This window comes from Rickettsiella endosymbiont of Aleochara curtula, from assembly GCF_964030935.1.
GTDB lineage: Bacteria > Pseudomonadota > Gammaproteobacteria > Diplorickettsiales > Diplorickettsiaceae > Aquirickettsiella.
The window spans coordinates 1,478,141-1,494,714 of the sequence record NZ_OZ034990.1 but is presented as its reverse complement, the minus strand read 5'-3'; the positions used below and the strand labels follow the sequence as shown (position 1 = coordinate 1,494,714).

General features: G+C 34.4%; 8 protein-coding genes. 3 read left to right on the top strand and 5 right to left on the bottom strand.

What is annotated here, in order from left to right:
* Window positions 1-125 precede the first annotated feature (125 nt).
* The 3 genes from AAHF87_RS06645 to AAHF87_RS06635 form a co-directional block, all read right to left on the bottom strand.
* Window positions 126-2,573, bottom strand: a complete 2,448-nt coding sequence (locus AAHF87_RS06645) for an ATP-binding protein (RefSeq protein ID WP_342147724.1) — start codon at window positions 2,571-2,573, stop codon at window positions 126-128.
* Between the two features lie 30 nt (window positions 2,574-2,603).
* Window positions 2,604-8,759: an AMP-binding protein gene (locus AAHF87_RS06640; RefSeq protein WP_342147723.1), complete on the bottom strand. Its 6,156-nt coding sequence runs from the start codon at window positions 8,757-8,759 to the stop codon at window positions 2,604-2,606.
* Window positions 8,760-8,986: 227 nt separating this feature from the next.
* On the bottom strand, window positions 8,987-13,843 hold the full coding sequence (locus AAHF87_RS06635; protein WP_342147722.1) for an NAD-glutamate dehydrogenase: 4,857 nt from the start codon (window positions 13,841-13,843) through the stop codon (window positions 8,987-8,989).
* A 188-nt stretch (window positions 13,844-14,031) separates the two neighbouring features.
* Between AAHF87_RS06635 and ubiG the strand changes: the two genes are divergently transcribed.
* Window positions 14,032-14,736 (top strand): bifunctional 2-polyprenyl-6-hydroxyphenol methylase/3-demethylubiquinol 3-O-methyltransferase UbiG, encoded by a 705-nt coding sequence (gene ubiG / locus AAHF87_RS06630; protein ID WP_342147721.1) that lies wholly within the window; start codon window positions 14,032-14,034, stop codon window positions 14,734-14,736.
* A gap of 3 nt (window positions 14,737-14,739) precedes the next feature.
* Window positions 14,740-15,432, top strand: a complete 693-nt coding sequence (locus AAHF87_RS06625) for an HAD-IA family hydrolase (RefSeq protein WP_342147720.1) — start codon at window positions 14,740-14,742, stop codon at window positions 15,430-15,432.
* A 181-nt stretch (window positions 15,433-15,613) separates the two neighbouring features.
* Here the strand turns inward: AAHF87_RS06625 and AAHF87_RS06620 are convergent, their stop codons facing one another.
* On the bottom strand, window positions 15,614-15,799 hold the full coding sequence (locus AAHF87_RS06620) for a hypothetical protein (RefSeq protein WP_342147719.1): 186 nt from the start codon (window positions 15,797-15,799) through the stop codon (window positions 15,614-15,616).
* A complete protein-coding gene (locus AAHF87_RS06615) occupies window positions 15,799-16,023 on the bottom strand; it encodes a hypothetical protein (RefSeq protein WP_342147718.1) in 225 nt (74 codons plus the stop codon). Before AAHF87_RS06615 ends, AAHF87_RS06620 begins: the two co-directional genes overlap by 1 nt.
* A 159-nt stretch (window positions 16,024-16,182) precedes the next feature.
* Between AAHF87_RS06615 and AAHF87_RS06610 the strand changes: the two genes are divergently transcribed.
* On the top strand, window positions 16,183-16,572 hold the full coding sequence (locus AAHF87_RS06610; protein WP_342147717.1) for an acyl-CoA thioesterase: 390 nt from the start codon (window positions 16,183-16,185) through the stop codon (window positions 16,570-16,572).
* Window positions 16,573-16,574 lie beyond the last annotated feature (2 nt).

The window sequence follows — 16,574 nt, the reverse complement described above, 5'->3', positions numbered from 1 at the left end:
GAGCATACTAGAGCAATGTACCGCGGTAAGCATGTATTCTGCCACAGTTAATTTGAAAAGAAAGCTTGAATAAGCTTATAGCGTTCACAAGAAAAAATTGGGTTTCTTTTTCAAGCACTTGAATCTTAAGACTCAAGTGCTTTGTAGGTCTCTTTTAAGCTAAAAATTAAGTGCGTATATAGAATTTCTGATTGCTGTGTTTGTCCCGTCAAATAGCAACGTAAAAAATTTTTACAAACATAATTCAATCTAACTGCACCCGCATAACAGGCGCCGCCTTTTATTTTATGCACTATGGTTTCGATGGTTTCCCAATCTTTTACCTGATAAGTCTTTTCAAGATCTTTAAGATACCCAGGAATAGATTGTTTGAACATTTCTATAATTTCATTAAATAAATCTATGTTTCCACTCAAATTTTTAAGACTAATGCTTTTATCATATATGGGGTATGAATTTATAATATCGAGTAAATTGGCTTTTTCTATGGTTAAGTTATTTTCTTCAATATACTCATTTTGAATAGATTTTGATTGCTTCAGCTTAGGATTAAATTCAATCACATTGACTTTTTTATTTTGGAAATACTTATCTAATTTTTTTATTTTTTCTTTAGTCAAAGGTTTTAGCCAAATTTCATTGATACCTGCCGCTATACATTCGTCTTTAAACTTTCCTTCTCCATGAGCCGTTAAAGTAATAATAGGAGTCATCGGTTTTTGCTTTATACGTTCCCAATAACGATATAAAACGGCAATTTCATTACCACTAAGGCCAGGCAAACCCAAATCAGTAATGATCAAATCAAAAGTATGATTTTTGGCAAACGGTAAAGCTTCTTGCATGGTGGATACGACTGTCAGATTGTAACCAGCCTGCTTGAGCAGCTCTTCAGAAAATTTAATCGTTAAAAGATCATCTTCAATTAACAAAATGTGTTTTTTGATTGGCTCTTTAGAAAGTTGTGTTTGTTCCGATTGCCTCTTTTTGGCTTCAACTAATCTATTGGTTTCTAAAAAGATAAAAGGCTCGGAATTTTTGTTTTTAAATTTTATAAGCTTATTTTTTTGAGCCAAATTCATAAACAAAGTAAAGGAAAAGCTCGTCCCTACACCTACTTCGCTTTTTACTTGTATCTCACCACTTAATAAATTAACAAATTTTTTCACGATATGAAGGCCAACACCATATCCTTGAGTGGGATCAGTCTTTTCAAAACTAGGTATTATTCGAAAGAAAGGATCAAATACTGATGTCAATTTATCCGCTGGAATACCTATTCCCGTATCACTGATGGTAAACTCAATGTACACGCCATCTGTTTGATGTGGTAATAATGCTAACTCTTTGATCGTCACAATAACTGTGCCTTTTTCGGTAAACTTAATGGCATTAGTCGCTAAATTGAGTAAAATACGTTCGAGCTTATTTTGATCACTTGCTACATTTTCTGTGATAGAAACATCTAAATTAATCTGTAGAGTAAGACCTTTAGTTTTTACTGATGGTGATAATAAATTCTTTAAGGATTCTGCTAAATCTTGTAAAGAAAAACTACTTATCTTGAGTTGAGATTCGTTAGCATTTTCCAAAGAAGCAACATCAAGCACATCATTAAGCAAATTTAATAATTGCTGGCTAGCCTTATACATCATATGTAAATCGTCTTTGTTTTCGGCTATTTTTAACCGTTGCTCAAGCAACTGGGTCAAACCGATGATACCCGTTAAAGGAGTCCGGATATCATGGCTCATATTCGCAAGAAATTCGGTTTTAGCTTGATTAGCTGCATCAGCCAATACTTTGGATTTTGTTAATTTTTTCTGAGTATTTTTAAGCTCGGTGATATCAATCGAGACTCCTAGCACGCCAATTATTTCGTCAGATTTTCCTTTTAACGGCGATTTTTGGGTCAGGAAAACATGCATACCATCATCGGATAATTTAGCTCTTTCCTCAAAACTAACCATTTGATTATTTTGCATCACAAACCGATCATTTTCTTGAATTCTTTCAGCTTGCTCTTTCCAAGGAAAATCAAAATCGGACTTTCCGATAACGGTTTTTATATTAGAAAATCCAGTTAACTCGGTATGTAATCTACTCCCACCTAAAATAATGCTATTGATATCTTTCCAATAGATACTTGCCGGCACATTTTCAATAATATTATTTAAATAAACACTTAATTTTTCATTTTCTTCCCATAAATATTGATTAAAATCTTTTAGTGGTGGATAAATTTCACTGAAGATCGTTATCGATTCTTTTTTGGATGTAATGGAAATACACTGAATTAATATAGATTCCTGATGATCATTTAGATATTTATTATAAACCGTTGAAAATTTTTTCCCTTTATTTTTAATACTTTTACTAAATAAATCATCTACTAATCGTAGATAATCGCTCAAAAAGAAATTAGATATCGGCTTACCTAGCATTTCTGTCGAAGATTTAATATTTAATGAAGCAAGAAAATGTTGATTCCCCCCTCTGAAGAGTTTTTTTCTACTATCTAACCAGTAAACTGGAAAAGGTAATGCATCTAATATAATTTGAAGATTTACCATACTAATTCCTAAAATAATATCCTTAATTAATTATTTCATTTTTGGTTTTAGACACGAAAATTGAGGATCATTATTAAGTTCAGCTAAAGGGCGAAAAAGAGCCATGCTGACTTTATTTTGTTTACAAGGCTTTGAATCTAATTCAAGGTTAATTTCGTTTACATAACTAGAAAAAGAATCAGTTAAAGAACTGTTGTTAATTTCTAGTAAATTATAGTGGTTTGCTTCAATTTTATGTTTGGTAAATAATTTATCATGTAGAAATTCTAATAAATAATTATTTTTTCCTCCGTCTTGTGCAGACATAGCTAAAAAATTCTTATTTAATTCTACAGCTTGAAATAGCGTCACAGGCGTAGAATTAAGTTTAGGTGGTTTAAACTCAAATCCTATTTTTTGGTGATGGTCACATAGCTTCTCTAACAAAGGCACGATCTCAGTAAAATTTTCATTTATATTAGCTTTTTGTCTTTGCTCAGCGCAATGTACTAATACTTCTTTAATTAATTTATCTTTAATTAACTGATTTGTGCATGAAACTACCCATGTATCAAACAGGAATAATTTAGAAAGAAAATTATTTTCTGATTTTTTCTCAAATAATTCAGCAATTTTCCATGCTAATAAACCTCCGAAAGAAAACCCACCTATTACAATAGGACGTTGTAATTCTTTAGTAATCTTACAATAATAATTAGCCGCCATCTCTTCCATCGTTAATGGTTTAAAAGTTTCATTATCCAGGACTGGGTCTTCGATCCCATAGCAAGAATTATCGAATGTAACCTTTTCCAGTAACTTACTAAAGCAACTTATTCCTCCTCCAGCGGGGTGGATAAATACAATGGCGGGCAAATTATCATTACCTTTTTTTAATAAACGGAACCTTGATTTTTTTGGATGATTTTTAGGTTTTTTAATCAGATTCGATAAAAGGGCAATCGTTGGGTTTTCATATAAGTCCCGGGGTTTTAATCCTACGACAAAGCTATCATTAATGTTATTAATTAGTAACATCGCTTGGAGAGAATTGCCTCCCCACGCAAAAAAATCAGTATCCAAACTATCTGGAAAATCAGGAAGAACTTCTTTGAATTTTTTTAATAACGTTTTCTCAAATCCATTGATGTTTTCGGGACCTTTACTATAATTTCTCATTAATTTATAGTCATCTTTAAGCTTATTTTCATCTATCTTACCATTTACCTTCAAAGGCAGTTCTTCCACTTTACAATAGGCACTCACTGCGCCATAAAAAGGTAAATGCTTTCTAAGATACGAAACAAATTCTTGGTGAGTAGGAGAATTAGTATTCTCCTTTTTAAAGCTTTTTTTCAGCGTATAAAAAGCTACTATGGCAGCAAATTCGCCGACACCCGCGATCACATTTTCATCATTCATCTCACTTTTTAAAATAGGTATTATTGCTACATTTTGAATTGCCTCATGTGCGGATAGGCACATCCGAACTCCCTCAAGGTCGACCCAATGGCCACTCCATTTAATTGCAGTATTAGTGGCACGGCACAGAAAAAGCATTTGATCGTGCATTATTGTGACTAAATCGCCTGATAAATACCATTTTTGGTTAAGTTTGACAATAAATTTTTCATTGTTTAGATCTTCTAAATTTAAATAGCCTTCCGAAACACCATCTCCAGCTATACATAGCTGGCCTATAGCACCAGAAGGGGCTATGGTGCCAAACGGAGTCAATATTTGTACGTTAGTGTTATTAATAGGTCGACCAATCGGAGAGGTTACAAAACTAGGAAGTGTTTGTTTATCAAAAGGATGTACCAATGCAAAAACAGTGGTTTCGGTAGGTCCATACCCATTTATAATAATAGGAGGATTTGGTTGTTTTAAAGCTACTTGTACCTTTTCCTTTGGAACAGGGGCTCCACCTACCATTACACAATCCACTTTACTGAACATTTCTGGTTTCTTTTCGACATGAACATTAAATACTGGCGCGGTTAACCATATATGAGTAATATTTTTGTCTAATATTTTCTTTTGTAGTAAATTAGAATCTAAACAGGTTTCTTTATCACAAACTTCTAGCGAAGCTCCGTGAACCAAGGCAAGCCAACATTCCAGCTGAGCCGCATCAAAAGCTTGATCAGCAGTTTGCGCTATTTTGCTTTCAGGGGAAACCTTTATAAAGTTAGGTGATTCAACTACACGAAGAATACCTTTTTCTAAAAGAATAACTCCTTTTGGAGTACCTGTAGATCCCGAAGTATATAATATACAAAATCTATCGTTAATTGTTTTTACAAGTGGAGGTAAACTTTCTATTGAAATATTTTTATATTCAGACTCTATAGATATTAATTTATACGTCGCCAGCTCTTGATCAAATAAACTTGCTGTATTGTTATCTATTACAAAAGTATTAATTTTACTATCATTAATAATTGATTTTAAATATTTGGCAGGGTGTTCGGGAGACAGAGGAACAAAGACAGCGCCTAGCTTTAAAATCGCTAACTCAGCTATAAAGAATAAATGATTAGCTGTTAGATGAATTCCTACCAAGTCCCCTCGCTTTACTCCTTTTTGATATAAAGCATAGGCCAAATCTGTAGATTTTTGATCGACTTCTTTATAAGTAAGACTTTCGTTATTATAACAAAGAGCAGCATTATTAGGATGTTTCTCAACAGTCTGCTGAAACTTACTAACTAAAGTACGGTTTTCAGGATAATGATGCTTTGGCCCTTCTCCCAATTTTGCTAATTTAGCTCGCTGTTCACCACAAACCACCGATATCTCATGCAAACTTTGATTAGATTTAACATTCATAATTGTATGTATAAAATTCTTAGCAAAGCCTTCTATAAAAGGAAGGGTAAACAAATCTTGCGCATATTCAATGACAAAGTTAAGAGCTAGTTCATTTTCCTGTGCAAAAAGTGTAAAAGCACCAAATCGACAAGTCTTTCTAAGATCAAAGATAATCGGTTGTTTAGGTATTTCTAATTCTGCTATTTCGTCACCCAGTTCAAATCTGGAAGCATTACCGTAAGCTTGATATATAAATGCCGGGCTTGATAAAACGTCCCTAACACCTTGAGCAGATAAAATTTCCTGTAATTTATTAAAAGGGATATCCTGAAACTCTTGGCTAGCTAAAAATTCTTCATTGATCTGCTTAAGGTATTCGACAAAATTTTGATTTTTTTCAAAATCAAACGGTTGAACCAATAGATTGACAAAAAAACCAACCATTTTGTCAAAAGATGGGCGCCCTCCTCTCCCGTTACTAGCTGTTATTAACATAATATTTTTTTGATAGGTATAAGAAGCTATCAGAAAAGTATATAAAACTTTAAGCACGATGAAACAAGTAACACCCGCCGACTTAGCCAAATTTTTTAATGCTAATAAATCTTCGGGAGGTAAAGAAAATGTAAACCTTTTAGCGGTTTGTTCGGTTGCTGGTTTAAATGTCGATAAAGGTTGATCAAAGGGTAATGTTGTTACCATTTCTATTTTTGACAACTTATTCTTCCAAAAATCAAATGACTTTGCTTGACAAGCTTTATTTTCTAATTCCTGCTGTTTACGGATAAATTCGATATATTGAGGAGGACAGTAAGTAAATTCAGATAAATTAGATGTAAATAAATGTTGATATAGCTTAGATAAGGTATCTAAACAATTCTTCAGGGAAACCGCATCAAAAATAGCGTGATGCACATGAATAAAAATATGATAATTTTGCGTAGCTTCAAAAATAACAAAACGAATAAGTGGATCCTTACTTTGCATTGTCCAAGGATTACTTATTTCTAGTTGTATAGCTTCTTCTAGGGATGTCTGTGGTTTTAGTTCTTTAACTTGAAAGCTTAAATGCCTGGCTTCCGGTGATAAAATTAATTGAGTTAATTTATCGTTTTGATAAGAAAAAGAAGTGCCAAATACATCATAAACTTCAATAAGTTTCTGACAAGCTCTTTCAAAATTTTTGACGTTTAGACTTTTGCTTACTTTGTAACACGCTATCATATGATAATTTGCACTATTATCAGCTGATTCTTGCTGCTCAGCGAACCAAATCCTTTGCTGTTGAAAAGAAACTGGTAAAGTAACATTGTAAAAACTATCATTTTTGACAGCCACTTCTAGAGAAGTTTTTTGAGATTTGATATACTCAACCAGCCTGGTGGGAGTGGTCTCTTCACAGAGCAATTTTGGAATGGTAATATTTACCTGTTCACTTTCATATAAGTAGTAACGTAATTCTGTAGCCTTAAGTGAATCTAAACCACGCGCTACCAATGATTTAACCTGTTCTTCTTCGCCTAATAAATGATTGCATATAATATTTACCCTTTTCTCTAATGATTTTACTAATGTAAGTCGGTCAGCATTAAGGAAATGCTTACTCGTATGATTTTTAATTTTGCTAATCTTTTTTTGCAATCGAATAGTAGATTGATAATATTCTCGATTACTTTCTATTACATCATTACTTATTTCAGGAAGTTCTACCGATTTAAGTTGATTAAAATTATTAGTTAAAATTGTTAAATTATTTACATCTATATTTTTCAATTTATTAGAGAAAAAATCTATTTCCATTTCATCAGTAAAATTATTACTCGAGATTTCGTCTTTACAAAGTTTATTTTCAATTAATTTTGTTAAAAAATTAACGGCGATAATTTTATTTTTATCTGTTTTTTTAAATTGAATCTTCACCCATTCTAAATTATTATTTTCTGCATATTCTCCAATATATTTTATTAAAATATATTCAATGCCCATCTTTTTAGTAAACGCTCGACAACTAATAAAAAAATCTGTAACTAATAAACAATTGTCCTCTATCCTGCATAAAGCTCCGCCTAAACCAACTTCTGATTTAATACCTGGATCTTGCTGTTTTTCTGTGAAAAGAAAGCCAACATTGTTTTCCTTGGTTAATATAGTTTTTATTTGTTTTTCGTTTTTTGGTGCGCGAAATAAATTAAACTGATTAGTTCGATTAGTTAACTCTGAAATTCGCTCAATTTCTTTTTGCTGCTCGGGTGTAACTTGAACAATTTGGGAATTTTCTTTATATATTTCTAACTCATCTAAAAAATCATTAATACAATAAGTCTTAGAAGATGTGATAGATTGTTTTTTATAAAATTCAGTTCTATTTCTATCCGTTTCTGTAATATGCAAATATTTGTTTGTGCGAAAAAACAAACTTTCATTAAATTCTTCCATATTTTGCGGTGCTTTTACACAAATTACCGCGGGTAATTTATTTCTAACTTCATTAAGTTCATCTTCATTATCATCAATAAATAAAATTTGATCTAGCGTAATCCCTAAGCTTGCAGAGATTTGCATAATATTATAAGATTTTGGATCTAAATTTATTTTATTTTCCTCCATAATAAAATGCTTTTCTCTTAATAACGTCGCACGATTATTTTTAATAAAATAACCAATAAGAGAAATCTTATCAGACGTATTTTTACTATTAATAACATTTACGCGACCTTCCTTCCATAAATTACATAAATGGTTGTGTATAGCTTCAGTATGCTCTTCTATCTTAATATTATTTAAACCATCTTCACCTATAATACCGGACACTAAAACTCCATCAAAATCCCAAGTAACAAGTTTAATAAAATTTGGTTGCAATAAATGCCCTATTTCAGCTATTGAACCGGCTATTGCATTATAATATTCTGGTGTAAACGGAATGTGAGTTTCTGACCCGGGTATGTTTTCAAGATATTTTAATTTATATTCTTTCTCAATATACTTATAAGTTAAAAGATGGATTTTGTTCTCCTTCAACACTTCCCAAATTTTTTCGTCGTAACTTTTAAAGTTTACATTTGGCAAAGAATTATTAGTGCTAGGACACAAAAAAACTATCAATGCTGTATCATTTCCCTTTTTTAACTCTATGATTTGACCTAGAATAGTATTTAGATTTTTATCTAACTGCTCACCGACAGATTTATTAGTATTTTCTACTAGATCGCACAATCTCAACAAGATAGTGCAATACGCCGGCTTCTTCTCGCGTTGTTGTAACTCCAAAAGTGCCACTTTTAAATTAGTTTCAACATACTCTATAACAAGTGCTTCTCTATCAAATTCTATTGATAAATCTGAAAGGGGGGCTTGAAGGTAATCCGAATTAAATGTAGAAAGAATTAACATTTTTTTTATTCCATTTTTGTTGTAAGAATTCACACAAGGTAAATTATATTACCATTTTAAACATATTAAAAGTTTTTTAAATATAAAAGATTTAATTAAGTATTCAAGTTTAAAAATTTTAATTTTTTATTTTAAATTAAAGATAATTTTTAAATTTTAAGATTATTGAAAAAAGTGCGCCGCGTTAGCAATAATAGAAAGAAAAGATTTAAGTAACAAACCATTATCTAGTTTGTTACTTTGGGAAGATTAGTAGCATCAACCATGCTGACTAATTCTCGGATCACCACTGAAAACATCATTAATTTCAATTCGCCGGTGCTTCTTAAGTCAGCTAAAAATTGCTCCCAACGTTTAATAAAATCTTGGTTGTCTGTTTCCCATTGCTCCAAACAGGTTTCATTATTACCCTGCTTATCAACCACACATTTTAGAATAATAACGGTTAAGTGACGCTGTTGAGTGTCTAGATCATCCAGTAATATTACTCTAGCTAAATTATCCCATAAAGTTTCTATCGTTATTTTCATAATCTGGGATCGCAGCCAGGTAAATCCAAATTTTTCACCGACCATGAAATACAGTTCGGCTACATCTTGCAAGGCCAATTTATTTTGCTGCGCTGCATCTATAATATCTAATAAAGCATATTCATGATCCACATTGGCAATACGTTTAGCTATATCTTCAGTTATACCGGCTTCGATAAGTCCCAAAACATTTCTTTCCCAGTGCTCCCGTTCTTCACCAATAAGTAAATTAGGTAAGTTTTTACTCAAAGTCACTATCGACTGCCTAAATCGATCGACCATCCCTAAAATATCGGTTAATTGTTCTTTGTAATTGTAGATAAACCACCGAGTTGCGCGTCTTATTAAACGATTAAATTGGCGCATAATTGCGTAACGAACAGCAGGTGCTACATCATCGCTCAAGTTTTCTGCCAATCCAAGCAACTCAGAAAAACCAAACACATGGTGTGCGATTGCATAAGCACGCGCAATAGAAGCAATATCTGCACCAATTTCGGTCTTTAAACGGAAAACAAACGTAATGCCCATATCATTAACCATGGCATTACTAATCTTAGTCGCAATAATTTCGCGACGTAGACTATGTTGTTGCATAAATTTAGAAAAGCGGCCACGTAAGGGTTTTGGAAATGCTGATTCCAAAACACGCTTTAAATAGTCTTCTTCTAACGAATGTTTTTCAAGCAATTCAGCCTTTACCCACATTTTAGTATAGGCGAGTAATACAGCAATTTCCGGGCTCGTTAAGCCTTTACCCAATGCCTTCCTTTCTAGTAAGGCCTTTTCGTCCGGAAGAAATTCTAATGCTCGATCTAACTTACCGTGTCGCTCTAATTCTTGAATATAACGACGATGAAATTCTAATTCTTGCTGCGCATGCATAGCCGCTAAACTAATAGTACGCGTTTGACTGTAATTATCATAAAGAACTAGTTTAGCAATTTCATCGGTCATTTCTGCTAATAAAGCATTACGTTGTTCAAACGTCATTTCACCTGCAGCTACCACCGCATTCAATAAAATCTTACAATTAACTTCATGATCCGAACAATCTACACCGGCCGAGTTATCAATAAAGTCCGTATAAATTAATCCGCCATTTAAAGCATATTCAACCCGACCTAGCTGCGTTAAACCAAGATTGCCTCCTTCAGCTACAATTCGACAACGTAATTCTTTGGCATCAATACGCAAATTATCATTAGTTCTATCACCGACATCTGCATTTCTTTCGCTGGATGCCTTAACATAAGTGCCAATACCACCATTCCATAATAAATCTACATTGGCTTTTAATATGGCACGAATTAATCCGTCGGGCGCAATGGAATCTTGATTAATATCCAATAACTTTTTAATTTCATTAGACAATGCGATCGATTTTTGTGAGCGTAAAAAAATACCACCGCCTTTAGAAATCAAACTAGCATTATAATCCTGCCAGGTAGAACGAGGTAAATTAAATAAACGTTTTCGTTCTTGAAAGCTTTTTTCAGCATCTGGATTAGGATCGATAAATATATGCATATGGTTAAATGCTGCGACTAGCTTGATGTGATGAGAGAGTAACATCCCATTACCAAAAACATCGCCTGACATGTCACCAATACCTACCACAGTAAAATCATCTTTATCTGGATTTAAACCTAATGCTCTGCAATGTCTTCTAACAGATTCCCATGCGCCGCGCGCAGTAATCCCCATTTTTTTATGGTCATAACCAACACTGCCACCCGATGCAAATGCATCTCCTAGCCAAAAGTTATATTCAGCTGCGATAGCATTAGCAATATCTGAAAAACTTGCCGTCCCTTTATCAGCCGCAACGACCAAATATGGATCTTCTTCATCGTATCGCACCACATCCTTAGGGTGTATAACCACATTATTTTGCAAATTATCGGTCAAATCCAATAAGCCGCGCATGAAAGTTTGATAGCAGAGGATCACTTCATTCATCACAGCTTCACGATCAGCATTTTCTGGTAGTTGCTTACAAACAAAACCACCTTTAGCACCTGCAGGAACTATCACCGCATTTTTTACCTGCTGCGCCTTCATTAAACCTAATATTTCGGTCCGAAAATCTTCTCTACGATCGGACCAACGTATCCCACCACGAGCAACCTTTGCAGCCCTTAAATGAACTGCCTCGACACGTGGTGAATACACAAAAATTTCATACATTGGCCTTGGCAATGGTAAATCCATGATTTGACTGGGATTTAACTTAAGTGCCAACCAAGGTTTAGGTTTGTTCTCATGATCAGTTTGATAATAATTAGTTCGCAAAGTAGCTTGAATAACTTCAAATAAGTTCCGCAAAATGCGATCTTCATCTAGGCTAACGACTGCATCCAACGCCGCATGTAAACTTTTTTCCAGACTAGCTGTTACACTACCGGATTCATCTTGGCGACTAGGATCAAAATAATATTTAAATAGTTTAACTAAAATTTTAGCAATACCTGCATTACGCGATACGACCGTTTCCACGTAAGCTTGACTAAATGGCACACTGATTTGACGAAGATATTTGGTATAAGCCCTTAATATAGAAACCTCTCGCCAAGTTAATTGACCTGCTAATATTAAGCGATTAAAACCATCGTTTTCGACTTCGCCAGACCATATCTTGCTAAACGCTTCTTGAAAAATTTCTTTTACCTGTGAAACATCTACGTCATCAATATGAACCGGTTTTACGCCAAAATCATTAATCCAAATGCGACGACCGTCAGGTAAGGTAATTTCTTGTGGCCATTCATCCATAACGCGTAGGCCCATATTTTCCAGGACTGGTAAAGCATCAGACAAAATGATGGGTTTTCCTGCCTGAAATAATTTAAATCTTAATGGAACACCCTTTTCATTTGCGGATGGGTAAAAATTCATTTCCAAAGGATGTTCAGACGAGATTTTTTCTAATTGTTCAATGTCATGTACAGCTATGTTTGCTGCGAATGTATCGCGGTATCCGCTAGGAAAAGCATACATATATTTTTGTAATAGACGCGCGCCATCTTGTTCGCCATAATATTCGATCAACGCCTGACGTAATTCTTCTTTCCAAGAGCGAGCGACTTCAACCAACTGCGCCTCAATCTTTTTAACCTCATAGGTTAAATCTTTTTTAGGATCAGTACGAATTAAAAAATGGATACGTGCTAGATTAGAATCTCCAAACAATGTCGAAAAACCAATTTCAATGCCAGAAAATTCTCGAACCAAAATCTTTTCCATCTGGCGTTGCAGGTCGGTGTTTAATTGTTCTTTAGGTAGATAAACTAAACAAGAAATAAAACGCCGATAGTTATCTTGTCTAACAAACAAACGTACCGTTCTTTGTTCTTGTATATGTAAAATACCTAGCGCTAATTGCGTCAGTTCTTTGACTGAGGCTTGAAATAGATCGTCACGAGGCAAACTGGATAAAATATCGAGTAACGCTTTTCCGGCATGGCCTTTTAAAGGTAAATTGGAATTTTGTAAAATGAGTTGTATCTTACGCCGTATCAATGGAATGCTGCGTGGATCACTATGATAAACAGTCGAAGTATAAAGGCCTATAAAACGTCTTTCTCCAATTAACTCTCCCTGCTCATTAAAACGTTTAACGCCAATATAGTCAGCATAAACCGATCGATGCACTCTCGATTTACTATTGGTCTTAGAAATAACCAATACTTGTGGAGAAAAAGCTAAACGACGGGCTTCGGGAGGTAATTCTGTTAAAGGTTTTTCTTCTTTACTTTTCGTTTCATCCCTTAATACACCTAAGCCTGATTTTTTGATCATACGTAATGTTTTGTGATCTTTACTCAAATCATAATCACGGCAACCTAAAAAGGTAAAATGATCATTCAACAACCAAGCCAAAAAGTCTTTAGATTCTGCAACATCTTCTGGGTCATAGGGGGGAGAATTTTGCTCCAATTCCTTTAAGCAACTTTGCATTCTAGACCGCATTTCGGGCCAATCGTTTACAACTAAACTAACCTGTTCTAATACCTTTTCCAGCTTTTTAGCCAGCTTATTGAGAGTTTCAGTATTCGCTGCTTTATCAATTTCCAGGTAAATTAAGGCTTCAGTTTGTTGGTCTGCTATTGCATCATAGGGTAAAACCTCTATTACTTTTCCTTGCTGATCGCGACGTAACTTTATATTACCAAAATGAATATTGAAAAAAATATTAAAGCCTTGCCGATTAATCTCCATCCGAGTGGAATCCACTAAGAAAGGCTTATCCTTGGCAACGATTTGAACAATACTATATTTGCTTTCCCAACCATCTTTTTCAAGACTAGGATTATAGACACGAATCTTTGCTTGACCAGGCAAACGTTGGTAAATCAGCCTCCAGTGAGAAGCCAGTGCCGCCGCAAGATTTTCTGCGGAGCGACTTTCCAATGTTTCTAAATCAGTATGGGCATAATACTGTTTGGCAAAAGCAGTAAATAATTTAGATTGCTCTTTGGGCACTTTTTGTAGTGCAAATCTCAAAATTTTATCTATGATCGATTTATAAACACGGTTAGTAAGGTTGTTCATATTGAACTATAAGATTGAGTGATAACAAATTCCCCATACTAGTTGGCGAGCTATCCTTAATTCCACTACTCCTGTTTATATACTCTTCGCACATGAGTATAACCAATAGACACATTATGAGGGGTCAAGTAAACTAGCACATTGTAATACGCTCCCCGTAAAAAACCAATGAAAACAATGTAATTTTTATGTCAGCTTCTAATAGCGATTATGCAGAAATCAGCAAATTTACGCTTATGGCTGAGCAATGGTGGGATACTGAGGGCATATGTAAACCCTTACATCTCATCAACCCCCTGCGCTTAGAATTTATATTGGCACAACAAACCTTACAAGGTCAAAAAATAATCGATATCGGTTGTGGTGGTGGAATATTAACCGAAGCAATGGCTAAAATAGGTGCACAAGTCACCGGTATTGATAAAAGCGCTGCCCTTATAGAGGTTGCTCAGAAACATGCTGCAGACAATCAACTCCCAATCAAATATTCACTTACCGATGCAGAATCCTTCGCTACAAAGCATAGTCAGTCCTTTGATGTGGTGTGCTGCATGGAGCTATTAGAACATGTTCCTGACCCCTGCTCGCTCATACAAGCTTGTAGTGACTTAGCTAAACCAGGCGCTAGTATTTTTTTTTCTACTATTAACCGTAATCCGCGCGCTTACTTATTAGCTATACTCGGCGCAGAATATTTCTTAAAACTGTTACCCCGAGGGACGCATGATTATAAAAAATTTATCCGTCCTTCTGAATTAGCTACTGCAGCCCGGCAAGCTAATTTAGGGCTGAAAAAGTTCCAAGGGATCTATTATAATCCCTTAATTCAATATTATGCCTTAGGAAAAGATATCAATGTCAATTATCTTGCTGCTTTCAAAAAGCGGACTTAAGTCATGCCATTTTCAACACTAAATATGAGAATAAAAGGAATACTTTTTGATCTCGATGGGACCTTACTAGACACCGCTGCCGACTTAACGGCTGCTCTCAATCAAGTTTTAATCTCACAACAAGCAAAACCTTTATCTGTTAATCACGTTCGTCCGGCAATATCTTCCGGAGTAGCTGGTTTATTAAAGCTAGGGATGGGGGTCGACACACAAGATCCGACTTTCCCTAGCTTGCGCAAACAATTCCTCGATTATTATACCCAACATATTTGTGTGCACACTCATTTATTTCCAGGTGTAAACACTTTAACTAATTACTTACAAGATGAAAAATGGCCATGGGGTATTGTCACTAATAAATCTGCTATTTTAACCAAGCAATTAATAAAGAAATTCCCTCTACTTAATAAAGCTAAATGTATTATCGCCGGAGATACACTTAAATATAGCAAACCTCATCCTCAGCCATTGTTGCATGCCTGCAAATGCATAGCTTGTCTTCCAGAGCACTGCGTTTACGTGGGTGATGCCAAGCGCGATGTTGAAGCCGCCAACGCTGCCGGCATGTATAGTCTCATTGCATTATACGGTTACATCAATAGTAAAGATGATGTTAATACGTGGGGCGCCACTGCCAAGATTTCCTCACCACTCGAAATTATTGAATACTTAGGTCAATTTCATTCCCGGCGGTAATAAATTTTCATGACACTCATCATCGATCTGGTTAGATAAAGCGTTGTTTGTTAATGCCAAAGGAGACACGCTTAACTTCCCTCGCTTAGGTGGAACAGTATCTTTTTCTGATAAAGCCCTCTTTTTTGCTTTTGTTGCGCTCAATATAGAAAAAAAAAGTCTAATAACTGAAGGTTGCCATTCATTTTTTTTCTTTTTCCTCATCATTAATCAGTAGAAGTAAATCTTTGGTTTCATCACTTTTTAAATCGAGTAACACTTGCAAATGTTTTTGATAAACACTCTTAGAAAAAGACTCAACATGTTTTAACATATATTTATAAATAGTTAATGGTTTGAAGCTAAATGCCACGGGTAATTCAACCATTAATGCAAAAATCCTGTTACGTTCTTAATATCAATAACAGGTAGATTGGCGGTTTTTTTTAAACCTTCTAATTGCTTGAAATGATCACTAAGATCTTCGTCACTGTCAACTTTTAATCTTTCTAAGTCTTTTTCTAATTTAAGCAACAATTCACTAAATTGTTTATTTAAGGTTGTTCCTTCATCAGAACTGCTTATTTCTTCATAGATTGTATCACTAACCATAAGTTTTCTAAAAATTACAACAATATAAAAATAGAACTTATTTAGTTTTATTATTAAAATTAAATAAAAGCTGAGTATATTTTAAGATGAAAAAAAATCAACAAGAACTCTATTAAGAATTTTTTGCTATACTTAAATTTTTCATTTTCGAGTATAGAGATGACAACTAATTTGCTAGAGCCTACCTTACGTGTAAAAACCAGGCCTAATGATGCCAATAAAGCGGGCGATATTTTTGGTGGTTGGTTGATGTCACAAATCGATATTGCTGGGGCAATTGCTGCGGCGCAACGTGCGAAAGGACCCGTTGTTACGGTTGCAGTCAAGGAATTAAAATTCTTACAACCTTTATTTATTTACGATATCGCCAGTTTCTATACCAAAATTATTGGGGTAGGTAAAACTTCGGTAACTATTGAAGTAGAGGTCTATGCAGAACGTTACCAAGAGGGTATAAACGCACCTACTCGGATTAAAGTTTCAGAAGCAAGCCTGGTTTATGTAGCCGTATCAAAACCTGGAGAAAAACGTTTAGTACCAGATGAATAATG

Excerpts from the sequence above, each read along its gene's own strand:
- AAHF87_RS06635 (WP_342147722.1), bottom strand. The coding sequence starts at position 13,843 with ATGAACAACCTTACTAACCGTGTTTATAAATCGATCATAGATAAAATT.
- AAHF87_RS06645 (WP_342147724.1), bottom strand. The coding sequence starts at position 2,573 with ATGGTAAATCTTCAAATTATATTAGATGCATTACCTTTTCCAGTTTAC.
- AAHF87_RS06625 (WP_342147720.1), top strand. The coding sequence starts at position 14,740 with ATGCCATTTTCAACACTAAATATGAGAATAAAAGGAATACTTTTTGAT.
- AAHF87_RS06615 (WP_342147718.1), bottom strand. The coding sequence starts at position 16,023 with ATGGTTAGTGATACAATCTATGAAGAAATAAGCAGTTCTGATGAAGGA.
- AAHF87_RS06610 (WP_342147717.1), top strand. The coding sequence starts at position 16,183 with ATGACAACTAATTTGCTAGAGCCTACCTTACGTGTAAAAACCAGGCCT.
- AAHF87_RS06640 (WP_342147723.1), bottom strand. The coding sequence starts at position 8,759 with ATGTTAATTCTTTCTACATTTAATTCGGATTACCTTCAAGCCCCCCTT.
- ubiG (WP_342147721.1), top strand. The coding sequence starts at position 14,032 with ATGTCAGCTTCTAATAGCGATTATGCAGAAATCAGCAAATTTACGCTT.
- AAHF87_RS06620 (WP_342147719.1), bottom strand. The coding sequence starts at position 15,799 with ATGGTTGAATTACCCGTGGCATTTAGCTTCAAACCATTAACTATTTAT.